Source organism: Kribbella sandramycini, assembly GCF_013131805.1.
Taxonomy (GTDB): Bacteria; Actinomycetota; Actinomycetes; order Propionibacteriales; family Kribbellaceae; genus Kribbella; species Kribbella sandramycini.
Window position 1 is genome coordinate 726,936 of record NZ_JABJRC010000002.1, and the last position, 21,882, is coordinate 748,817.

The 21,882-nt window shown below is 69.8% G+C and carries 20 protein-coding genes; 9 read left to right on the forward strand and 11 right to left on the reverse strand.

Annotated features, from left to right (window positions below):
* Nucleotides 1-4 precede the first annotated feature (4 nt).
* Nucleotides 5-1,039: an aminotransferase class V-fold PLP-dependent enzyme gene (locus HPO96_RS10770; RefSeq protein ID WP_171673212.1), complete on the forward strand. Its 1,035-nt coding sequence runs from the start codon at nt 5-7 to the stop codon at nt 1,037-1,039.
* A gap of 9 nt (nt 1,040-1,048) precedes the next feature.
* Nucleotides 1,049-1,591, forward strand: a complete 543-nt coding sequence (locus tag HPO96_RS10775) for a chloramphenicol phosphotransferase CPT family protein (protein WP_337796580.1) — start codon at nt 1,049-1,051, stop codon at nt 1,589-1,591.
* Nucleotides 1,592-1,642: 51 nt separating this feature from the next.
* Here the strand turns inward: HPO96_RS10775 and HPO96_RS10780 are convergent, their stop codons facing one another.
* On the reverse strand, nt 1,643-2,581 hold the full coding sequence (locus HPO96_RS10780) for an NAD-dependent epimerase/dehydratase family protein (RefSeq protein WP_171673213.1): 939 nt from the start codon (nt 2,579-2,581) through the stop codon (nt 1,643-1,645).
* A 134-nt stretch (nt 2,582-2,715) separates the two neighbouring features.
* On the opposite strand from HPO96_RS10780, the gene HPO96_RS10785 reads away from it, so the two are divergent.
* The 3 genes from HPO96_RS10785 (at nt 2,716) to HPO96_RS10795 (ending at nt 5,211) form a co-directional block, all read left to right on the forward strand.
* A complete protein-coding gene (locus HPO96_RS10785) occupies nt 2,716-2,973 on the forward strand; it encodes a WhiB family transcriptional regulator (RefSeq protein WP_171673214.1) in 258 nt (85 codons plus the stop codon).
* 62 nt (nt 2,974-3,035) lie between these two features.
* Nucleotides 3,036-4,013 carry a hypothetical protein gene (locus tag HPO96_RS10790; RefSeq protein ID WP_171673215.1) on the forward strand — a complete coding sequence of 326 codons (978 nt, stop codon included), beginning with the start codon at nt 3,036-3,038 and terminating at the stop codon, nt 4,011-4,013.
* 88 nt (nt 4,014-4,101) lie between these two features.
* On the forward strand, nt 4,102-5,211 hold the full coding sequence (locus tag HPO96_RS10795) for a serine/threonine-protein kinase (RefSeq protein ID WP_337796621.1): 1,110 nt from the start codon (nt 4,102-4,104) through the stop codon (nt 5,209-5,211).
* Between the two features lie 11 nt (nt 5,212-5,222).
* Here HPO96_RS10795 and HPO96_RS10800 read toward each other — a convergent pair whose 3' ends face one another.
* The 4 genes from HPO96_RS10800 to HPO96_RS10815 all read right to left on the reverse strand — a co-directional run bounded on the left by HPO96_RS10800 (nt 5,223) and on the right by HPO96_RS10815 (nt 9,493).
* Nucleotides 5,223-6,569, reverse strand: a complete 1,347-nt coding sequence (locus HPO96_RS10800) for a glycoside hydrolase family 27 protein (RefSeq protein WP_202885785.1) — start codon at nt 6,567-6,569, stop codon at nt 5,223-5,225.
* 335 nt (nt 6,570-6,904) lie between these two features.
* Nucleotides 6,905-7,723 (reverse strand): ABC-2 family transporter protein, encoded by an 819-nt coding sequence (locus HPO96_RS10805; protein ID WP_171673217.1) that lies wholly within the window; start codon nt 7,721-7,723, stop codon nt 6,905-6,907.
* Nucleotides 7,716-8,510: an ABC transporter permease gene (locus tag HPO96_RS10810; RefSeq protein ID WP_171673218.1), complete on the reverse strand. Its 795-nt coding sequence runs from the start codon at nt 8,508-8,510 to the stop codon at nt 7,716-7,718. Before HPO96_RS10810 ends, HPO96_RS10805 begins: the two co-directional genes overlap by 8 nt.
* Nucleotides 8,510-9,493, reverse strand: a complete 984-nt coding sequence (locus tag HPO96_RS10815) for an ABC transporter ATP-binding protein (protein ID WP_337796581.1) — start codon at nt 9,491-9,493, stop codon at nt 8,510-8,512. The genes HPO96_RS10810 and HPO96_RS10815 overlap by 1 nt, the downstream gene beginning before the upstream one ends.
* Nucleotides 9,494-9,689: 196 nt before the next feature.
* On the opposite strand from HPO96_RS10815, the gene HPO96_RS10820 reads away from it, so the two are divergent.
* From HPO96_RS10820 to HPO96_RS10830, 3 genes are all read left to right on the forward strand, one after another.
* On the forward strand, nt 9,690-11,051 hold the full coding sequence (locus HPO96_RS10820) for a GntT/GntP/DsdX family permease (RefSeq protein ID WP_337796622.1): 1,362 nt from the start codon (nt 9,690-9,692) through the stop codon (nt 11,049-11,051).
* 11 nt (nt 11,052-11,062) lie between these two features.
* Nucleotides 11,063-12,535, forward strand: a complete 1,473-nt coding sequence (locus HPO96_RS10825) for a carboxylesterase family protein (RefSeq protein ID WP_202885786.1) — start codon at nt 11,063-11,065, stop codon at nt 12,533-12,535.
* Nucleotides 12,536-12,622: 87 nt separating this feature from the next.
* A complete protein-coding gene (locus HPO96_RS10830) occupies nt 12,623-13,015 on the forward strand; it encodes an STAS domain-containing protein (RefSeq protein WP_171673221.1) in 393 nt (130 codons plus the stop codon).
* On the opposite strand, the gene HPO96_RS10835 is transcribed toward HPO96_RS10830, so the two are convergent.
* The 5 genes from HPO96_RS10835 to HPO96_RS10855 form a co-directional block, all read right to left on the reverse strand.
* Nucleotides 13,016-15,244 (reverse strand): SNF2-related protein, encoded by a 2,229-nt coding sequence (locus HPO96_RS10835; RefSeq protein ID WP_202885787.1) that lies wholly within the window; start codon nt 15,242-15,244, stop codon nt 13,016-13,018.
* Between the two features lie 317 nt (nt 15,245-15,561).
* Nucleotides 15,562-16,602, reverse strand: coding sequence for a tRNA (adenosine(37)-N6)-threonylcarbamoyltransferase complex transferase subunit TsaD (tsaD, locus tag HPO96_RS10840; protein ID WP_171673222.1), 1,041 nt, complete (start codon nt 16,600-16,602; stop codon nt 15,562-15,564).
* 34 nt (nt 16,603-16,636) lie between these two features.
* Nucleotides 16,637-17,401, reverse strand: coding sequence for a poly(ethylene terephthalate) hydrolase family protein (locus tag HPO96_RS10845; RefSeq protein WP_202885788.1), 765 nt, complete (start codon nt 17,399-17,401; stop codon nt 16,637-16,639).
* A gap of 275 nt (nt 17,402-17,676) precedes the next feature.
* On the reverse strand, nt 17,677-19,158 hold the full coding sequence (locus tag HPO96_RS10850; protein WP_171673224.1) for an FAD-dependent oxidoreductase: 1,482 nt from the start codon (nt 19,156-19,158) through the stop codon (nt 17,677-17,679).
* Nucleotides 19,158-20,039: an AurF N-oxygenase family protein gene (locus tag HPO96_RS10855; RefSeq protein WP_171673225.1), complete on the reverse strand. Its 882-nt coding sequence runs from the start codon at nt 20,037-20,039 to the stop codon at nt 19,158-19,160. The genes HPO96_RS10850 and HPO96_RS10855 overlap by 1 nt, the downstream gene beginning before the upstream one ends.
* Before the next feature lie 57 nt (nt 20,040-20,096).
* On the opposite strand from HPO96_RS10855, the gene HPO96_RS10860 reads away from it, so the two are divergent.
* On the forward strand, nt 20,097-20,837 hold the full coding sequence (locus HPO96_RS10860; RefSeq protein WP_171673226.1) for a transglycosylase SLT domain-containing protein: 741 nt from the start codon (nt 20,097-20,099) through the stop codon (nt 20,835-20,837).
* Here HPO96_RS10860 and HPO96_RS10865 read toward each other — a convergent pair.
* Nucleotides 20,834-21,799, reverse strand: a complete 966-nt coding sequence (locus HPO96_RS10865) for a cation diffusion facilitator family transporter (protein ID WP_171673227.1) — start codon at nt 21,797-21,799, stop codon at nt 20,834-20,836. The two genes, HPO96_RS10860 and HPO96_RS10865, sit on opposite strands and share 4 nt — an antisense overlap.
* Nucleotides 21,800-21,882: the final 83 nt, after the last annotated feature.

The following is a 21,882-nucleotide window of genomic DNA, read 5'->3' on the forward strand; positions in this document are numbered from 1 at the left end:
CGGCATGCTGAGTATCGAAGCGGCCCAAGCCGAGTTCGCACCCCGAACCATCTACCTGAACACCGCGACCCTCGGCCTCCCGCCGGCACGCAGCCTGGCCGCGCTGCAGGCGGTCCTCACGGACTGGCGCAACGGCACCGAGAACCCACTCGACCACGACGAGCCGATCGCCCGGGCCCGTCGCGCGTACGCCGAGCTGGTCAACGTACGCCCATCGGACGTCGCACTCGGCAGCCAGGTCTCGACGTACGTCGCTCTGGTCGCCCAATGGCTGCCGCTCGGGGGAGAGGTGCTGGTCGCGACCGGCGAGTTCACCAGCCTGACCTTCCCGTTCTTCGCAGCCGGCCACCGAGTTCGCGAAGTCCCGCTCGAGCACCTCGCGGACGAAGTACGCCCCGCGACCAAGCTGATCGCGGTCTCCGCCGTCCAATCCGCGGACGGCCGCGTCGCCGACCTCGCGGCGCTCCGCGCCACCGGCGTACCGATCCTGCTCGACACCACCCAAGCCGTCGGCTGGCTCCCGATCGACGCCACCCAGTACGCCTTCACCGTTGCCGGCGGCTACAAATGGCTCCTCACCCCGCGCGGCACCACCTTCTTCACCGTCCGCCCCGAATGCGACCTCACCCCGCTCAACGCCAACTGGTACGCCGGCGCCGACCCCTGGGACTCGATCTACGGCTCACCCCTCCGCCTGGCCTCCGACGCCCGCCGCCTAGACCTCTCCCCAGCCTGGCACGCCTGGATCGCAGCCGCCGAATCCCTCGACCTCCTCCGCTCCATAGGCCCCGAACCCCTCCACACCCACGCCCTGACCCTCGCCAACCGCTTCCGCCACCTGACCGGCCTGGCCACCCCCAACCTCCCCTCAGCCATCGTCTCCGCCACCGCAGACGACGCCGTCCCCCACCTCCTCGCCAAATCCAACATCACCGCCGCCACCCGAGCCGCCCGCCTCCGCCTCTCCTTCCACCTCTCCACCACCGAACCCGACGTAACCAAAGCCGCCCAAACCCTCCGCGGCCACCTCCACGACTAGTCTGGCCCGGTGACCGGCCGCGTGATCCTCCTGAACGGACCCTCCAGCTCCGGCAAGTCAGCCATCGGCAAAGCGATGCTGCCGCTCCTCGACGACCCGTGGTTCTTCCTCCCGGTCGACGCCTTCAGCGGACTCCGCTCAACCAACCACCGACGTCTCCTCACGGACGCCGAATCCGCAGCCATGCTCCAACGAACCCGCCGCGCCTACCACCGCGCAGTCGCCGTCCTGGCCGCCGAGGACAACCACGTCATCATGGACTACCCGCTCAGCGAGCCCTGGCGCCTGGCGGACCTCCTCGATGTCCTGTCCCCCTACGACGTAACCCTCGTCCACGTCACCTGCGATCCCGCCGAGCTGGCCCGTCGCGAACTGGCCCGAGGCGATCGCCCGATCGGCCTGGCCACGTCCCAGCGCGTCTACGCCCACGCCGACCACGACCTCACCGTGGACACCACCACCGCCAGCCCCGAATCCTGCGCCGCCCACATCGTGCACAACCTCTTCCAACCCGCTCCCAAAGCCTTCACCCGCCTCCGCAACCGCCTTTAACTGGAAACTTTGAGCCACCCAGCGACCCGAAGTTTCCGGCTAACGCAGGGTTCAGCTGGGGAGGGCGGTGGTGCGGATCTGGTGTTTGTGGCCTTGGTACCAGGTGAGGGTTGCGGCGACGCCGTCGGCGTACGGGGTGGGGGTCTGGGGGTAGGCGGCGGTGAATTTGTTGCCGTTGACAATGAATGGCTGGTGGAACTGGTAGAGCAGTTGGGCGCCTTGGCGGACTACGGGGGAGACGAGTTTGAGGGCTGTGGTGACGCCGGAGGGGAGGGTGATCGGTTTGGCGGTGGTGGCGAGGGCGGTGAAGTCGAGGGCGGTGGTGGGGGCTGGGTGCGGGGTGTGCCAGACCTGGCCGTGGGCGGTGGGGTCGGCGGCGACGGTGGCCAGGGTGCGGGCGAAGTCGCCGATGTACGTCGGGGTCAGGGGGAGGGTGGGGTCGCCGAAGAGGATGGGACGGCGGCCGAGGGTCGCGCGGCCGAAGAGGTTCTGGCCGAAGAGGGATTCGACGTTCGGGCCGTAGAGTTCGCCGCCACGCGCGATCACCGTGCGCGCCGCGCCGCGGTAGTGCGCGGCCAGGGTCATCTCGGCCAGCCACGCCCGGAACACCCCGAGCTCACTCACCGGACGTACCGGCGTCTCCTCGGTCATCGGCCCGTCGACCGCGCCGTACATCCAAGTATCGTCCGCGAACGCCAGTACGGCGTCCGCCGCGCCGGCCGCCGCGACCAACGACCGAACCGTCTCCGGAAACACCGCCCGCCACTGCGCGAACGGCGGATTCACACAGTTGTAAACCGCAGCCGCCCCATCGCACACCTCCCGCATTCGCCGCGCGTCAGCGGCGTCCCCCGCCACCGCCTCCACCCCCGGCACCGCACAATCCCCCCGCCGGCTCACCGCCCGAACCACCTCACCCCGCCCCAGCAGCTCCCGAACCAGCGCCGTCCCAGTCCCACCCGTCGCCCCGACCACAACGTGAACGCCCATACCCCAAGCACCCCATACGGACTCCGCAGTCCGCAACACCAACCCGCCCGCCCCGCCCGAACGGGCACCCGATCCACACACAGATGTGACGCACGAGATAGTCACAACCCGGCCGCCCCACTGGTCTCCCTTACATGAGAGTGCGTGCGGAGAGCTGGATCCTGCAGGCCGCCTGCCAGGACGAAGACCCAGAGCTGTTCTTCCCCATCGGCACCAAAGGCCCCTCACTCCTCCAGATCGAGGCGGCCAAACAGGTCTGCCGGTACTGCCCAGTCCGCCCCGATTGCCTCCAGTCCGCCCTGGACTCCGGCCTCGACGCCGGCATCTGGGGCGGTCTCACGGAAGTCGAGCGGCGGGAGCTGAAGAACCGGCAGCGCGACCGAGCCGGCTGAGCAATCTGCAACAACGTGCAATCTGGTCAGGTGCTCGCCCTCGCCGCCCCTATCCTGCGCGGATGGGAATCTTCTCGCGGAAGAAGAGCGGGCCGCCGTCGCTGGACGGGCTGGTGCTCGACCGGACCTGGGCCGACGGCGAGCTCGACGCGGCGGTCGACGCCGTCAAGGCGGGCGACCTGGACGGCGCGCTGGCCGGGCTGAAGGCGCAGGCGACCGATCCGGACCGGCGCGGGCTGTGGACGTCGGCGCTCGGCGAGGCCGCCATCGGCCGGTCGGAGCAGCTCGAGGCCCGGATCGAGCGTGACGGCGCGGATCCGGAGCTCCTGCTGTGGCTGGGGCAGACGCTGGTCCAGGAGGCCTGGGAGGTGCGAACCGGCGCCCGGGCGAAGAACGTGTCGGAGCAGCGGTTCGCGACGTTCCACGACATCCTCGCGACCGCGAAAGAGGTGGTCGAGGCGGCGATCGACGTCGCGCCGGACGACGCCGCCCCGTGGAACGTCTACCAGTGGGTCGCGATCGGTCTCGGCGCACCGCTGGAGACTCACCAGGAGCTGTTCAACGAGGCGACCGCCCGGCATCCCGACAACTACCAGGCCCATACGAGCTTCGTGCACGCCAGCGCCCCCAAGTGGTACGGGACGACGATCGAAGCGATGCTCGACTTCGCCGTCCAGGCCTCCGAGCGGGCGTTGCCTGGGCGCGTACTCGGCACGGTGCTCACCGACGCGGTCGCCGAGGCGCGGCTGCACGTACTGTCGATCTCCGAGGAGAGCCGCACGAAGAAGCTGGCAGCGCTGGTCAAGCTGTCCTCGAAGTGGGAGGAGCCATTGATCGCCTCCCACCAGAAGTGGCTGCAGCCGGACCGCGTCCGCGAGGCCCCCGATCTGCAAGCGCACAACAACTACGCCTGCCTGCTCAAGAACGTCGGCAAGGACCACGGCCGAGTCTCCGCCGACGCGATGTTCGGCCGCGTGAGCACCCTGCCCTGGGGCTACTTCGGCGACCCCCTCGAAGAGTTCGCCAAGGCCTACCGCTGAAGCCGCGTGCGTCAGCGACGGAGTTGAGGGGTACCGAACCGCGGTGAGGCGTGTGAAGGGGCTTGTCGGTGGGCGGTATCGGCTTGGGGTGTTGCTTGGGCGGGGTGGGATGGGGGAGGTGTACCAGGCCACTGATGAGGTGCTCGGGCGGCAGGTGGCGGTCAAGGTGATGATGCCGGTCGAGCGGACTTTGGCTTGTTCGGAGCGGTTCGAGCGGGAGGCGCGGGCGGCGGCGCGGGTTCGGGATCCGCATGTCGTCTCGGCGTACGACTTCGGCCGGTACGGGGATGCGTATTACCTCGTGATGGAGCTGGTCAGCGAGCAGACGCTGGCGGATGTACTCCGGGAGGAGGGGCCGCTCGGCGCGGAGCGGGCGCTGGGTTTGGTGCGGCAGGCGGCGGCCGGAGTGGCGGCTGTGCATGCGCACGGGATCGTCCATCGCGATCTCAAGCCCGGGAATCTGCTGCTGACCGACGACGGCGTGGTCAAGGTGGCCGACTTCGGGATCGCGCGGTTCGCGGGGGAGAGTACGACGACGCTGACGTCGACCGGGCAGATCGTGGGGACGAGTCACTTCCTGTCCCCGGAGCGCGCGTTGGGCAAGCCGGCCGAGGCGGCGTCCGATGTGTACGCGCTCGGCTGTGTGCTCTACCAGCTCGTGACCGGCCATCCGCCGTTCACGGGTGACGAGCCGGCCGCGATCATGTACCAGCACGTCGAACGCGACCCGGCCCCACCGAGTGACCTCCGGCCGGAGCTCGCCGGCGAGTTCGAACGGCTCCTGTTCTGGATGCTCGCCAAAGACCCAGCCGCTCGACCAACCGCCGCCCAACTCGCCGCCGCGGCCACACCGCCAGTCACGCCAGTGACCGCCGTCCTGCCGATTCGGCGCGGACGACGTCCGCTCGTCGCCGGGTTGGCCGCAGCCACAGCCGCCGTCGTCGCGACCGCCGTCGTCCTACAAACCCAGGACAAGAAGCTGCCCGCTACAGAGAGCCCGCCGAGCGCCGTCGTCCCCTCGCGGACGCCGCTCGCCACCCCAACGACAGCCGAGGTCGTCCGGACCGCCCAGACCCGATCGACGAAGACCGGGCCCGGGCGGACCGTGCCGGAGACCAAGGGCAAACCGGACCACCCGAAGCCAACCAAATCCAAGAAGCCCAAGAAGCCCAAGAAACGCGACTCCAGCGGCAACTGATCAGGTGCAGGTCAGGAGAGGGTGATCAGGCGGGAGCCGTGTGGGGGGACGGCGGTGGCGGTCCAGGACTTGTTGGTTTTGCCGAGGTTCTTGTGGGCTACGAGGTCGCGGGCCCAGCGGGTGCCGTGGAGGCCGAGTTGCTGCCAGGTGACGGTGATGTCGGCGGGGGTGTCGCCGAGGTTGTAGACGGCGACGGCCAGGCGGTTGCCGGGGAGGCGCTTCTTCCAGATCTGCAGGTTGCCGCCGGCAACTTGGGTGGGGATGACGCCGGCCTGGTCGACGGCGATGACCTCGCGGTTGGTCAGGATGGCGATCGCCTTCCGGTCGATGTTGGCCAGGTCGCCGCCGACGTACAGCGGGGAGGAGGCCATCGACCAGAACGTCATGACGCTCTGCCGCTCGATCTCGTTGATGCCGTCCTGGATGCCGACGCCGGTGTTGTTGTTGATCGGCATCGAGTCCAGGTCGGGCCAGTAGTTCGGGCGGACGACGTCCAGCCACTTGGGCAGGTCCTCCCAGCGGTTGTCGACCGAGCTGGTCCAGGTCGAGACCGTGTTGCAGTAGCACTCGACGTCGGTGTTCACCCGGACGCTGTTGGCCCACGGCGCGAGGCCTTCGCCGGCGTCGCGGGGGATCGGCCAGGCGCTCGCGGTCAGCCACATCTTGCGGCCGCTCCGGTCGATCGCCTTCGACCAGGCCTTGATGTCCGGGACGTTCTCGGTGAGGACGCCGTCCACCTTCAGGAAGTCGACGCCCCAGGAGGCGAACCGCTTCGCGATCGAGTCGAAGTATGCCTGGGCGCAGGGTTTGGTGAAGTCGATCTTCCAGTCGCCGCCCCACATGTTGGTCTTCACCAGCGGGTAGACGGTGATGTCCTGGGTGGTGCAGTTCGTGCCCAGGATCGGCGCGTTCTTGTCGTAGATGGCCGTCTGCAGGCCGGCGCCGCCGTACAGGCCGAGTTTCAGGCCCTTGCTGTGCACGTAGCGGGCCAGGCTGGCGATCCCGTTCGGGAACCGCTCCGGGTCGGCCTCGGGGATGCCGTTGGCGTCGGTGCGGAACTCCCAGTTCCAGTTCGCGTTCCAGCCGGCGTCCAGGTTGATGTTCGTGTAGCCGGAGCTGCGCAGGTTCTTGGCCATCGAGTCCGCGGCGGACTTCACGTTCGCCTCGGTCAGCCACTTCGTCCCGTAGGCGGGGTTGTTCGACGACTGCACGCTCCAGCTGCTCCAGCCCATGAACGGCTTGACGCTGAAGTCGCTCTTCGCCTGCGCGGGCGCGACCGACGTGATCGTCGCGGCGAGCAGAACCGGTACGGCGGTCGCCAGCGCGACTGCGCGGCGGATGATGCGGGCGGTAGGCACGGAGTGGCCGCCTTTCGTTGCGGGGCAGGACCTCCGCCGTACGCTACGAGCCTTACTTCACCACGTCAAGAATCTAACCCGCGCAGGTTCCGCCGACCGAGGACAGCAAGTGCGGGCTTGGCGAGAATCCATTCGCCGGCCCGGTAGTCGCGGCCGCGGACCAGCCGGCGAGCCAGGTCCGAGCACGACCACGACGTCCGGAGCTCCGGCTCCGCTGCCGAGCCGACGTCCGGAGGCGTGCCAGTGCTCGAACTCGCCCCACCCGAGGACTCCGGCCAGCAGGACGGCTGCGATCAGCGCCAAGAGCATGGCCGCGAGGACAGCCAGCGAGGCGGTCAGCTGCCTGGGCTGTTGTAGTGCTTGATCATCCGGTTGAAGAACATCAGGGCGAGGGTGAAGACGAGGAGGCCGCCGGCGGGGGAGGCGGCGGCGAGCCAGGTGGGGATGGGGAGCTGGTCGGTGCGGCCGAGGAGGACGGTGGCGGGGAGGTAGGCGATGAAGGCCATCGGGAAGAGGAAGGTGAGGGAGAGGAAGCCCCAGCGGCCGAACATGGTGAGCGGGTAGCCGCTGAAGCGGGAGATGGTGTCGTCGGCGAGGATGCGCATCGACATGGTCGAGGTGAGTTTGAAGGCGAAGGCGGCCAGGAAGGTCTGCAGGCCTGCCTCGACCAGCCCGCCGCCGAGGACTGCCGCGACGAGGAACGCCACCTTGACCGGCGACCAGTCGACCGAGGACTGCGGCGCGAAGATCGCGAGCGCGGTGCAGCCCAGGAGCAGGTCGCCGAGCGCCATCAGCGGGGCGTAGCTCGTGATGACCTGCAGGTAGGCGCCCGCTGGGCGGATCAGGTAGCGATCCATGTCCCCCTGTTGCACCGCCTGGTCGATCCGGATCATCGCGCCGAACGGGACGACGTACATCGCGTGCGCGGCCAGCCGGAGCGCGAACAGGAATGCGAGATCGTTGAACCGCCAGCCGTCGATGACCTGGAACTTGGCCAGCAGGACGCCGAGGAACAGCAACTGCGTCCCCTGGAGCGCGACGCCGCCCATGATTGTCATCAGGAAGTTGGCCCGATACCCCATCGCCGCCCGCCACGCGGCGCGGAGCAGGATCCGCCCGGCCCGCACCTCTTGCCGCAACACCGACTCAGCCACCGAGCACCACCACCTTGTGGACCGCCCGCCGCCAGACGAGCTGGAGCAGCCCGAACAGCACGACGACCCAGCCCACCTGAAGAGCGAGGACGCCGAGGACGCCGTCCCGCGTGCCGAACCAGATCGACAACGGGGCGTACATCTGCGCCTGGAACGGCAGCCAGCCGAGAATCGGCTGTAGCCAACCGGGCATGAACCAGAGCGGGATCAGCGCGCCGGACAGGAAGGCCGTCGCGAACCGGTAGACGATCATGAACCCGCCGATCTCGAGCGTCCAGAACGCCGTCATCGAGACCAGCAGGTTCACGATCAGGATGTTCGCGATCCCGAGTGACATCGAGATGACCCACAGCCCCAGACCGGCTGCGCTGCGCGGTGGCTGGACGCCGCCGAGCGCGAGCCCGGTGAGCAGGCCCGCGACGCCGATCGGGAGCCGGCCGACCATGGTGCCGACGGCCTGGGCGAGGTTCTGGCTGATCAGCGAGCGCGGCCGCATCATGTCGACGCCGATCTGGCCCCGGAGCACCCGGAACGGCAGCGACGAGAACTGCCAGGGCATGATCACGGCCTGGATCGCGGCCGCGAGAACGGCGTACGAGACCGCGGTCGACCGGTCGATCCCGGCCACCTCGTCGTGCCCGGCATACAGGACCCGCCAGACGACGACTGTCAGCGTTGCCTGGATGACGAGCCCGGCGATCCCGAACCAGAGGTCGGCGCGGTAGGCGAGCACCGAGCGGTACCCGGCCCGGTAGAGCCCGCGGACCCCGGTGAGACGCTCGCGCATCAGCCCGTCCGGCGTTCGGTGTAGAGCTGCCGGATGACGTCCTCGAGATCGGGTTCGAGGACGGAGAGGTCGGTGATCGGATACCGCGAGGTCAAGTCGTGCACGACCTTCGGCGTACTGGTCGTGGCCGGCGCGAACCGCAAGGTCGCCTTGGCCGGGCCCGCAGTCAGGACCTCCGCGAACGGCGACGCGACGCTGGTCAGGTCGAACTCGGTGGCGTGGACGACGATGTCACGTGTCGTCACGTAGCGGGCTTTGAGCGATTCGAGGTCGCCTTCGTAGAGCAGGACGCCGTGGTCGATGATGATCACCCGCCGGCAGAGCCGCTCGACGTCGTCCATGTCGTGCGTGGTCAGGACGACGGTGGTGCCGCGGCGGGTGTTGATCTCTGCGACGAACTCGCGGATCTTGCCCTTGGCAACGACATCGAGACCGACGGTCGGCTCGTCGAGATAGAGGATCGGCGGCGCGTAGAGCATCGCGGCGACCAGGTCGCCGCGCATCCGCTGGCCGAGGGACAGTGACCGCACCGGGGTGTCGATGAACTCGTCGAGGCCGAGCAGTTCGGTGAACTCTCCGAGCCGGGTGCGGTAGGTGGCGGCATCCATCCCGTACAGGTCGCGGATGATCCCGAACGAGTCGCGCAACGGGAGGTCGTACCAGAGCTGGGTGCGCTGGCCGAAGACGGCGCCGATCGTCCGGGCGTTCTGCCGCCGGTCGCGCCACGGCACCTGCCCAGCGACTGTCACCGTGCCGGACGTCGGCACCAGAATTCCGGTCAGCATCTTGATCGTGGTCGACTTCCCCGCGCCGTTCGGCCCGAGGAACCCGATCAGCTCACCCGCGTCGATCCGGAAGCTGATCCCGTCGACCGCGCGCGTCACCTTCCGCGCCCGGGTGAACAGCGACCGCGTCCCGGCGAACCGCCCCGGCCGGACGTCGGGCCGCGAGAACTCCTTGGTCAGCGCATCGACCTCGATCACTGCTGCCACCTCCCGCGCGGAAGCAGCGACCTTAACAGCGCATCCACGCGCCTGCCGACCGAATTGCAGCAAGCGGCAATGGGCCGCCGAAATACATCGGCGACCAATGGTGTAGGACTTGGCGTGAGGGGCGGGACACGGTCGGTCAGGAGGCGAACTGGTGGTAGCGGCTCAGGTGCTGGCGGCAGGCGGCGATGTGCATGCGCCGTGGAACGGGCACGACACCCGGGTGCTGATCGTGGCGGCGGCCGGGATCGCCATCATCGTGGCGTTGATCGTCGCGGTGAAGCTGCACGCGTTCCTGGCGCTGACGATCGGGGCGCTCTTCGTCGGCCTGGCCTCGGGCGTCGCCGCGGGCGCGGTCACGAAGTCGTTCGAGAACGGCGTCGGCAGCGTGCTGGGGTACGTCGGGGTGCTGATCGCGCTCGGCGCGATGGTCGGCAAACTGCTCGCGGACTCCGGCGGCGCGGACCAGGTGGTCGACACGCTGCTCCGCGGCAGGGCCGGCGGCCTGCCGTGGAAGATGGCGCTGATCGCCGGGATCATCGGCATCCCGATGTTCTTCGAGATCGGGCTGGTGCTGCTGATCCCGGTCGTGGTGCTGGCCGTCCGGCGGTCCGGCGCGAAGGCGATGCTGCTCGGGATTCCAGCCCTCGCCGGGTTGTCCGTCCTGCACGGGTTCGTCCCGCCGCACCCGGGACCGCTGGCCGCGATCGGCGTCCTGAACGGGAATGTCGGGATCACGCTCGCCCTCGGTCTGCTGGTCGCGATCCCGACGGTCGTTGTCGCAGGCCCCTTGTTCGCCCGGCTGGCCGCGCGTTGGGTGCCGATCGGCGCCTCCGGTACGGCGCTCGAGGTCGGCAGCGCATCCGGCGACACCGAGCGGACGCGGACGCCGACGTTCGCCGCGACCCTCACCACTGTGCTGGCGCCCGTCGTCCTGATGCTGATCAAAGCCGCCGCCGACGTCTGGATGAGCAAGGACGCCGCGATCTACCCGTTCCTGCAGTTCATCGGCGACCCGGTGGTCGCCCTGCTGCTCGCCGTCCTGCTGGCGATGTTCACGTTCGGCACAGCGGTCGGTTTCACCGTGCCGGTCCTCGGCTGCAAGATCGGGGAGAGCCTGCTGCCGATCTCCGGGGTGCTGCTGATCGTCGGCGCCGGCGGCGGGTTCAAACAGGTTCTGGTGGACGGCGGCACCGGGACCGCGATCGCCAAGATCGCCATCGCGGCGAACCTCTCGGCACTCCTGCTCGGCTGGATCGTCGCCGTGCTGATCCGGCTCGCGACCGGCTCCGCGACGGTCGCCACCGTCACCGCGGCCGGGATCGTTGCGCCGCTGGCCGCGGGGGAGAGCGCGACCCAGGTGGCGCTGATCGTGCTTGCGATCGGCGCCGGCTCGCTGTTCTTCTCGCACGTGAACGACGCCGGTTTCTGGCTGGTCAAGGAGTACTTCGGGATGACGGTCGGTCAGACGATCAAAACCTGGTCGGTGATGGAGACCGTGATCTCGGTCATGGGCCTCGGCCTGACCTTGTTGTTGTCACTGATTCTGTGAGGATGGGCTGCGTGGATGCTCTCGCGGTGACTACGGGTGGACAGATCAAAGGGCGCAGCGACGGCGAGGTGACCGCCTTCCTCGGCGTCCCGTACGCCGCGGCCCCCGTGGGTGAGCAGGCCTACGCCGCGCCGCAGCCGGTCAGCTGGGAGGGCGTGCGGGACGCGACCGAGCTCGGCCCGACCGCACCGCAGCCGCCGTACGAGCCGCCGTACGACGGCCTGCTGTCGAACCCGCTGATCCCGGGCGCCGACTGCCTCAACGTGAACGTCTGGACGCCGGGCGGCAGCGGGCTGCCCATCCTCGTCTGGTTCCACGGCGGCGCGTTCCGGAACGGGTCGAACGCCGTCCCGGAGTACGACGGGACGGCGTTCGCGCGCGACGGCGTCGTCCTCGTCGGGGTGAACTACCGGCTCGGGATCCAGGGGTTCGGCGTGGTCCCGGGCTCGCCGAGCAACCGTGGTCTGCTCGATCAGGTCGCGGCGCTGCGCTGGGTCCAGGAGAACATCGCGGCCTTCGGCGGCGATCCCGGCCAGGTGACGATCGCCGGTGAGTCCGCGGGCGGGATGAGTGTCGCCACGCTGATGTCGATCCCGGCCGCGAAGGGCCTCTTCCGGCGGGTGATCATGCAGAGCGGCTCCGCGTCGGTCGCCGCGCAGGAGTCGGACGCCGTGGCCGTGTCCGCCGAGATCGCGCGCCGGCTCGGCGTCGAATGCTCGGCCGCGGGGCTCGCCTCGGTCGGTCTCGACGAGTTGATCGGCGCGCAGCGCTCGGTCGCGATGGAGATGCGCGCCAAACCCGACCCCGAGCGCTGGGGCGTGTCGACGATCCGGGCCGGCGGCGGCATCATGCCGTTCATGCCGGTGATCGACGGCGAGCTGATCTTCGACGTCCCGGTGCGCACGATCGCTGCCGGCGCGGCTGCGGGAATCGAACTGCTGGCCGGCACCACTGCCGACGAGTTCCACTTCTTCACCGTGCCCTCGGGCCTGGCCGCGGCGATCACGCCGGAGATGTTGCCCGCAGCCCTCGCCGCTCGCGGTCTCCCGCCTGAGCTCGGCGCCGCGTACGCCGCCAATCGTCCGGGCGCGACCCCCGGCGATGTGGTCTCCGACGTCCTCACCGACGCGACCTTCACCATCCCGACTCTCAAGCTCGCGACCGCACAGCGCGACCACGGGCCGACGTACCTCTACGAGTTCGCCTGGCCCTCGCCGCTCGAAGGCGTCGGCGCCTGCCACTCCCTCGAGCTCGCCTTCATGTTCGACACCCTGGGCACCGCCACCTCCCCGCTCTACGGCAGCGCCGCCCCGCAGGCCCTCGCCGACCACATGCATGCCACCTGGGTCGCCTTCGCCGCCACGGGCGCGCCTGGCTGGCCGCCGCTCTCCGCAACCGCCCGCCCGGTGCACATCTTCAACCACCCCACCTCAGAGCTGCACGACAACCCGCGGGCCGCTGAGCTCGCCCTCTGGTCGACCTGACCCTCAACCTCAGCCTCGGACTTTCCGGCCGGGGAATGTGAGTGGGTACTTCGGTTAGAGGGCTCGTCGGAGTGAGGAGTGGTGTGGATGAGTCAGCCGCGAGTGGTCAGAGCTGGGAGTCAGCCGGTCGACGGGAGCGGGCCGTTCGTTTGCGGGTGGTCCGCGGTGGGCGCGTGCGTGGTGGTGAAGGTCGCCGGGGCCGTCGACGACAGGACGGCGGATTCGTTCGCGGAGGAACTGCGTCGGGTCATCACGACCAAGGGCGCGACGGTGGTGGTCGACGTCCGGCGGGTTCGGGAGATCGACGCGGCCGGGGTCGAGGTGCTGGTGACTGCCGCGGAGCTGGCGCGTCAGCGCGACGGGTGGTTGCGGGTGGCGGGTGCCAAGCCGTGGCTGTCGACACGGCTCGGGCACCACGCGATCCCGGCGTACAGCGAGTTGAAGCAGGCGCTGCCGGCGTACCGGCGGAGCGCCCTCTAGCTAACCCTTCGAGAGGGCGTCCGTCAGCAGCGAGACCAGGGCTTCGAGCTGGATGTCGGCCGACGAGCCGACCTCTTCGTCGGAGCCGTCCAGGGCCTTGGCGGCGAGGCCGGCCTTGGAGTCGATCAGGTCGGCGATCCGGGTGTCGACGGTCTGGGCGGCGATGATCCGCCAGGCGGTCACCGGCTCCTCCTGGCCGATCCGGTGCACGCGGTCGATGGCCTGGGTCTGCTCGGCGTTCGTCCAGGAGAGCTCGGCGAGGACGACGTTCGAGGCGACCTGGAGGTTCAGGCCGACCCCGGCGGCGAGCAGCGAGCAGACCGCGATCGAGACCTCGGGGTCGTTGACGAAGGCATCGATGTTCTTCTGCCGCTTGGTCGCCGACTGGTCGCCGCGGATCGAGGAGAACTTGATACCGCGCTCGGCGAACAACTCCTCGGCGGTGTCCATCGCCTCGATGTGGCGGGCGAAGAAGACCACCTTGCCGACGCTCTGGGCGAGCTGGGCGGCGTAGTCGGCGGCCAGGCCGGCCTTCGCCAGGCCGATCCGGCGGACCAGGGAGAACACGTTCTCACCGGTCTTCTTGTTGTCCATCTCCTGGCGTTCCCAGCCGGCGACGCGGCGGACCAGCTCGTGGTCGATCCCTTCGACCGTGACGCCGGACGTCCGGGTCTCGAGCGCGGTGTGGTACCGGGCGACCAGCCGGGCCGCGAGCTCGCGCTCGGCCTCGCGGATCGAGCGGCCGACGGCGCCGTCCAGCTCGACCGGCAGGTCGGCGATCCGGCGGGCCGGGATGTCGGCGGCGACGTCGACCTTGCGGCGGCGGACGATACCCATGTTGATCACGGCGGACCGGGCGGCGGCGTAGAAGCCGGGGTCGGCCGGGACCAGCTCGGTCTCCTCCAGGGCCTCCATCAGGTCGGCGCGCGGGCCCTGCTGGTCGGTCCAGCCGAGGAACTGCCAGATGGCGGTGAAGTCCTCGATGGAGTTGATCAGCGGCGTACCGGTGAGGGCCATCAGCAGCGGCCGGGTGGAGCGGCTGCGGATCCGGTCGGAGAGTTCGAGCACGTTGCGCGAGCGCTGCGACTTCTTGTTCTTGATGAAGTGCGCCTCGTCGACGACCATGCCGCGGAAACCGAGCTCGCCGAGCCAGCCGACGTGCCGGTCCAGCACCTCGTAGTTGACCACGACGATATCGGCGAACCCGTCGATCGAGTCGCCGTCGCCGTGGATCACGGTCGCCTTCTTCTGCGGCGTCCAGAGCTGGGCCTCGCGGGCCCAGTTGGTCTTCACGACATTCGGGACGACGACGAGCAGCGGGTACGCGTCGGCGGCGCGGGCGGCGAGCAGGGCCTGCGCGGTCTTGCCCAGGCCGGGCTCGTCGGCGAGCAGGAAGGTGCGGTGGCCGGCGGCCGCGGAGGCGATCAGGCGGGCCTGATGGGGCATCAGCTCCTGCCCGGTCGTCGTCCGCAGGTTCGCCGCCTCCGGCAGCGGCATGCTGGCCGAGGCGGCGGCGTACTCGAACGAGCGGAGCAGGGGAGTGATCAGCTCCCAGCCCGCGAGCCGGCGCGGGCGCACCGGCCGGGAGACCGGCGCGGCGCTGAAGTCGGGGGTGAGGAACGGGTTCGCCAGCTGGCGCGCGACGACGGTCTGCGGAACGACCCGGCGGACGGCGGTCTCGGGCGCGACCTCGGGCTCCGGAGCGGGCGCCTCCTCGGCGACCTCCAGGCCGGCGGCGGTCAGCATCTCGCGGCGCAGGGCGACGGCGGCCTCGGACATCACCGCGTCCTCGGCGAGCAGCGCGAGCAGCGCGGGCTCCCGGGCGGCGGTCTTCGCCAGGATGGTCGCCACCCCGTCCAGCCTGCGCAGCTGCTCGGCGCGGTACGCGTCGGTGGCCGACGGCTCGGCGTTCACCCGGGCGCGCTCCTCGCGCACGAGCATCGCCACGACCTGGAACTTCGTCCGGGTCGAGGGTTTGATCGCGGCCCGCTCGACGGCGCCCTCGACCTCGCGGACGGCCTTCGCCAGGACCGGGATCAGGCCTTCGGCGTCCTTGGCCGGGCGGCGCCGGCCGCTGCTCCCACCCGAGGCGCCACGGCCGCCCGAGCTCTGCCGGCGGGCGTCACCGGACTGCCGGCGGGTGTCGCCGGCCTCGCGCCGGGTGTCGCCGGATTGCCGGCGGCCGGTGCCACTGGCGGCTCCGGACTGGCGCTGACCTCGTCGGGCCAAAGGTCCTCCTCTGTCGTGCCACGGACCAACTGTCCACGGCGAACGCGGCACCGCGCCTCAGCACGCGGACGACGACACGTCGCGTAGCGACCCACTGCGGGCCACCCCAGGAGCGCGGAACCGGCGCTCCGGCCAGCGATCGAGATCGTGGATTCCGGCGGAACTGACGGCGATTGAGCCGGCCACCGATCAGCCCGGTTCGGCTGCCATCGGTGACGATCGGCCCACATGGCGATGCCGATGTTCGATACGCCGAGAATACTACGCTCGGTCGACGGTCAGGTCACCCGCCCGGGCCGAATGTCGTCCGCCCGTCTTCAGACCAGCAGGCTGCGGTCGAGCGGAGCCGACGAGTCGGCCCCGAAATCGAGCCCGGACGGCTTCGCCCCGGACCGGACGACGAGGTCGCCGATCGCGGCGATCATCGCGCCGTTGTCGGTACAAAGTCTCGGGGCCGGAACACGCAGCGTGATGCCGGCCGCCAGGCAGCGTTCCGCGGCGACGGCCCGGAGCCGGGCGTTGGCGGCGACCCCGCCGACGATCAGGAGCGTGTCGACGGCGTGGTCCCGGCAGGCGGCGACGGCCTTGCTGATCAGGACGTCGACCACGGCCTCCTGGAACGATGCGGCGACGTCCGCGGTGCGGATCGGCTCGCCGGTGCGGCGGGCCAGCTGCACGTACCTGGCGACGGCCGACTTGAGCCCGGAGAACGAGAACGCGTATCGCTGCCGCTCACTGAAGTTGGTCAGCAGCGGCCGCGGCAGGTCGATCGCGGCCGGATCGCCGGATTCGGCCGCGCGCTGGATCGACGGACCGCCGGGGTAGGGGAGCTCGAGCAGCCGGGCGACCTTGTCGAAGGCCTCGCCGGCGGCGTCGTCCAGGGTGTCGCCGAGGTGGACGATCGGATCGGTCGCGAGATCGCCGAGCATCAGCAGCGACGAATGGCCGCCGGAGACGATCAAGGCGATCGAGCGGTCGGGGAGCGGGCCGTGCTGGAGCGTGTCGGCCGCGACATGGCCCGCGACGTGATGGACGGCGTACAGCGGTTTGTTCAGTGCGAGGGCCCAGGCCTTGGCGGCCGAGACGCCGACGTGCAGTGAACTGGCCAGGCCCGGGCCGGAGGTGACCGCGATCGCGTCGACCTGTTCGAGCGCGACGCCGGCGTCCGCCAGCGCTTGCCGCAGGCAACTGGTCACCGACTCCAGGTGCGCCCGCGCCGCGACCTCCGGGACGACACCGCCGTACCGGATGTGCTCGTCCATACTGGAGGCGAGTGCCTGGCCGAGCAGGACGCCGTCCGCGACGATCCCGACCCCGGTCTCGTCACAGGAGGTCTCAAGACCCAAAGTGATTCCCACCGCGGCAGTTTATGCGAGTGGGTCGCAGGTGGGATCAGACGGTGTCTGCCTTCCGGTTGCGATCGGCGGCCGACCAGCCGGCGTCGTTGAACAGCTCGGCCGACTGCTTCGGGCCGAAGAAGACCGACTTGGCGCGCTGATCGCCCGCGAGCCAGTAGCGGAACCACGCGGTGCCGACCCCGATCAGCCGGGTTCGGGTCTCGCCGGGGAAGAAGTGGTCGGAGCCCTTGAGCTCGGCGAACACGGCGGGGTGATCCTGGGCCCAGGCGTAGCGGCCGCGGACGTAGGGCGACGGGACGATGTAGTCGAGTTGGCCGGCGATGAACAGGCTCGGCCCGCGCAGTGCGGGCGCCGACCCCTGCGGCCCGGGCTGCACCGGGATCGTGACCTTCACCATCGGATCGGCGCCGGCCGCGATCGCCCCGCCGCCGCCCTGGGAGTGACCGGCCGCGCCGATGTTGTTCGGGTCGATCTTGCCGCGGAAGATGCTGCCGGTGCGGGTGTTCTCGGCGAGCAAGTACTTGCCACCGGCAAGGATCTCCTTGCCGGAACCGGACTGACCGGTGTTCGCCGCGGCGACCACGAACCCCCACGACGCCACCTGGCGCAGGAACTCGTCGTACTGCTCGACGGTCGCGCCGGTGCCGTTACCCCACAAGATCACCGGCCGCGCTCCGGCCGTCGTCGGCAGATCCGCCGGGTAGTACAGCGTGTGCGCACTCCCGCCGGCCGCCTTCACCACTCCATGCGGCCCGGGCTGCTCGAAGTATCGCTCAGCCACCGCGCTGGCGGGCCGCAAACCCAATCCACCCATTAGCAAGACAACCAACACAACTGAAAGGACACGTCGCACCGGGAACACCTACCTGAGCTTGGGGGCGGAGACCGTCTCATCCTCCCGAAGTCCGCGCTCCCGCGCCTTGGTACCTGCTCCCAACTTCCCGACTACCGCCTGTGGCTCATCACAAAGCGGACTTGCACCACTCACCAACTCGTCTGCGAGGGGCCGCTGAGCCCGGCGCTGAGCGTGGGGTTCGGGACGTCTGCATAGTTGGTGAGTGGTGGCGGTTCGGCTCAGGTGCGGCGGGCTCGCTTGGCGAGGCGATGGAATCTGCGGGTGGAGCGGCGGGGAGTGGTGAGGCGACCGGCGGCGGCGTCCTCCAGTAACGCGGTGACGGTTTCGGCGGCGCAGGTGCGGTTGGTGCCGATGCCGCCGGTGGGACCGCGTTTGATCCAGCCGACGACGTAGGTTCCGGGGCGATCGGTGACGCGACCGGCGGTGTTCGGGACGACGGCGGTGGCGTCGTCGAAGGGGAGGCCGGGGATCGGTGTGCCGCGGTAGCCGATGGAGCGGATGAAGAGGCTCGCCTTGACGAGTTCGCCGTCCGCCAAGCGAACGCTGCCGAGTCGCGGGCCGTCCGGGACGAGGTCGGTGGGGGTGGAATGGAAGCGGAGGACGATGCGGCGGCCGGAGGTGGGGTCGGCCTGCCAGTTGATGGCCTCTTGCCGGACATCGCGGAGGGCTACGGCCTTGGGATGGGTGCTGGTCGCGATCTCCTCGGCGCCGCGCGGGTCGACGACTAGCTGGACGCCGGGGAGGTTCTTGAGCTCATGGAGCTCGGGGAGGGTGTACGCCGCGTCGGCAGGACCGCGGCGGGTGAGAACGACGATCTCGCGGTCGGTGTGGGAGAAGAGCGCAGAGAGCGCTCCCTCGGCGATCTCGGTGTCGGTCAACGTGGCAGGGTCGGCGGCGAGGATGCGCGCGACGTCGAGGGCGACGTTGCCGGAGCCGGCGATCACGACGCGTCCGTCGGGGAGGTCGACGGGAGCGGCGTCCGGGTGGGCGTTGTACCAGCTGACGATGTCGCGGGCGGCGAGGCTGCCGGGGAGATCTTCGCCGGGGATGCCGAGCCGGCGGTCGGCCGTGCTGCCGACGGCGTAGATGACGGCGTCGTGGTGGGCGAGGACATCGTCATTGGTGAGGGTGGCGCCGACGTCCACACCGAGCAGGCTGCGGGCGCGCGGGTGGTTGTGGAAGCGGGTGAAGCGGTTGGTGATGCGGCGGGTCGCCAGGTGGTCCGGGGCGACGCCGTACCGGAGGAGGCCGCCGGGCTGGGCGAGGCGGTCGATCAAGGTGACTTCGGCGTTGGTGTGTAGCAGGAGGTCTTCGGCGGCGTACATGCCGGCCGGTCCGGTGCCGACGATTGCCACGCGCAACGGTTTGGCGGCGGACGGCAGCGTTCGGGTCGGCTCCGGCGGCTCCCAGTTGTGGAAGAGCGGTCCGGCGGCAGCCGCGGTCGGGATGTCCTCGAAGTACGCCGCGTTGATCGCCGCGTAGTCCTGCAGCGCCCCGGTGAGCGACTCGATCGGGTGGATCGCGTCGGCCGGGCAGGCGTCCGAGCAGGCGCCGCACGAGATGCAGGTGTCGGGATCGACGTACAGCATGTCGGTGTTGCCGAAGGCACGCTCTTCGGGCGTCGGGTGGATGCAGTTGACCGGGCAGACGGCGACGCAACTCGCGTCGCTGCAGCAGGACTGCGTGATCGCGTACGGCATCAGATCAGGTTCGCGCGACGGTAGATCGCGACGGCCGGTTTGGTCAGCAGACCGACCGAGTCCAGGAACTCCATCAGCCCGCCGCAGCTGGAGCGCAGCATCGACTTGTAGTGCTCGTTGGCCCGGGCCTCGCGGACGGCGCGCTCGGTGTCGAGCCCGGCGGCGGCGTACACGTCGCGATTCACCATGCTGATCACGATGAAGTACGCCGCGGCGGCAACGATCACGCTGCTCCGCAGCCGCCGGACGCGGCCCGCCTTCGCCAGCTCGTCGCGAACCTCTTCGCGCGCGAACTTCATGTGCCGGGACTCTTCGACGACATGGATGTTGTTGATCGTCCGGACGAACGGCACGACGCGCTCGTCGCGCATCCACGCCCGCTGCATCACGTCGGTGACCTCCTCGGCGACCAGGATCGCGGCGTACGCCGTCTCCGCCGACGCCAGCGCGGCGAACGCGCGGCCGAGCTCGATCACGTGCCGCCGCGGCCGGTACGCCGGCGCTTCGAGTTTGGCCGCGCCGCGGGCGAACATCAGCGAGTGCCGGCACTCGTCGGCGATCTCGGTCAGCGCCCACTGGAAATCGGGGTCGGTCGGGTCCTTGGCGTAGAAGTCGCGCAGCATCATCTGCTGCAGGATCATCTCGAACCAGATCCCGGTACTCGCGACGGACGCCGACTCCTGCCGAGTGAGCGCTCTCTGCTGATCTTCGGTCAGCTCCGACCAGTACGCCGTCCCGTAGAGCGTGCTCCACTCGGGGCTCAGGCCGTGCAGGCTGGTGTCGAGCGGGGTGTCCCAGTCGACCTCGAGCGCGGGGTCGTAGGAGAGCGCTTCCGCCGATCGCAGCAGCTGGGCCGCTACTCCGGAGTCCGTCAGAGCCATGGATTCGCCTCCGCTCGTATTGATCCGACATCTTCGATGTTACATCGTGAGTGTCAGATGTCTAGGGGTGTTGTCGCCGGGCGGTTGGCGCGGGAGCGGCTACCGTGGGTGATCTGCGGACGGGAGGACGGGTTGGGCAAGCGGTGGGTGTGGCTGGTCGCGGGTGCGCTGGTCGTCGGGATCTGGAGCTCGCGCGATCACGAGCAGCCCGAGGTGAAACCCGAGGCCGTGGTCGGGCCGGCCGCGAAGCCGAAACCGGAGCCGCCGTCGACCAAGACGCCGTCGCCGGCTCGGTCGGTGGGCAACTGGTACGACAACTACGATCCGGCCGACTTCGCGGCGCCGGTGCGGAAGTCCGCGCAGCGCGCGGGCGTCGACCCGGTACTCGTGATGGCGATCCTCTACAACGAGGACTACAAACCGCACAACCCCGAGCTCGAGCGCTCGTGGCAGCGGATCAAGCCGGACGCCGCGTTCGGGATCGCCAACATGCACCGAGCGGCCTTCAACGAGACCAAACGCGGCCGGTCCTTCGCCAAGCGGCGCTGGGAAGAGCTCCCCGACCACCCCGAGCTCGCGATCGAGGCGGCCGCGTACCACCTGCGCGACCTCGCCAACCGGCTGCCGAGCAAGCGGGCCACGAGCCTGTCCCGCAATGAGCTGATGGCGCTGGGCTACAACGCGGGCTCCGGCAACATGCGAGCCTTCGCTCGTGGCGCGAACCCCGGCCCCCAAGCCCAGACCTACCTCGACAACCTGCAGAAGAACTGGCCGAAATCCGCCCAGGCGCTGTCCTAGGAGGTGCCGGGCTCCAGGCGGGTCGGGTCGCCGGGGCGGGTCAGGGTGAGCAGGGCGCGCTGGATCTCGGGACGGGCGTTGAGCGCGTCCTCGATGGTGTTGAGTCGGGTAGCGACGTCGGACTCGGGGGCGTCGCCGGTGAGGTCGACGGCGGCGACGAGGAAGATCCGGTCGGCGCCGACCCATTCCATGTGCAGGAAGCTCACGGACTCGATCTCGTGGTGTTCGAGCAGCGCCCGGAGAGCGCGATCGTGGGCGACGGGGCTGACCGTCTCGCCGGTGAGGAAGTCCATGTTGCGGCTGATCAGGAAGAGCGCGACGAAGCCGAGCAGGAGCCCGACGACGATCGAGCCGATGGCATCCCAGGCGGCGTTACCGGTGACCTGGTGCAGGAAGATGCCGAGCGCGGCGACGACGATGCCGATCAGCGCGACCAGGTCTTCCACGAAGACCGCGCGCAGGATCGGGTTGGAGGTCGTCTTCACGTAGTGCAGCGGCCGGACGTGCCGCAGCGAAGCGGCCGAACGGGTCTGCCGCAACGCTTGCGCGAACGAGATCCCTTCGAGCACGAAGGAGACGCCGAGGACGGCGTACGCCCAGGTGTACGACGCCTCGTCGGCCTCGCCGTTGCGCAGTGACTGGATCCCGTGCCAGATCGAGACCGCGGCGCCGACTGTGAACAGGCCGAACGCTGCGAACATCGACCAGATGTAGCCGACCCGGCCGTAGCCGAGCGGATGGCTCCGGTCGGCCGGCTTGGCCGCGCGCCGCTCACCGATCAGCAGGAAGACTTCGTTCCCCGCATCCGCCCAGGAGTGCGCGGCCTCGGCGACCATTGACGCGGAGCCGGTGATCGCGGCGACGATCGATTTGGCGACGGCGATCAGGACGTTCGCGGTCAGCGCGACGACGACGGTGAGCAGACTCTCGCTGGTCTCGCCGTCCGCGGTTGCTGTGCTCACGCGACGACAGTAGTCCGTTGCGCGGCGCTCGACCCGCGCCGGACACGCCGCGTAACCATGCCGTGGTCCGCGCGGCTTCCTAG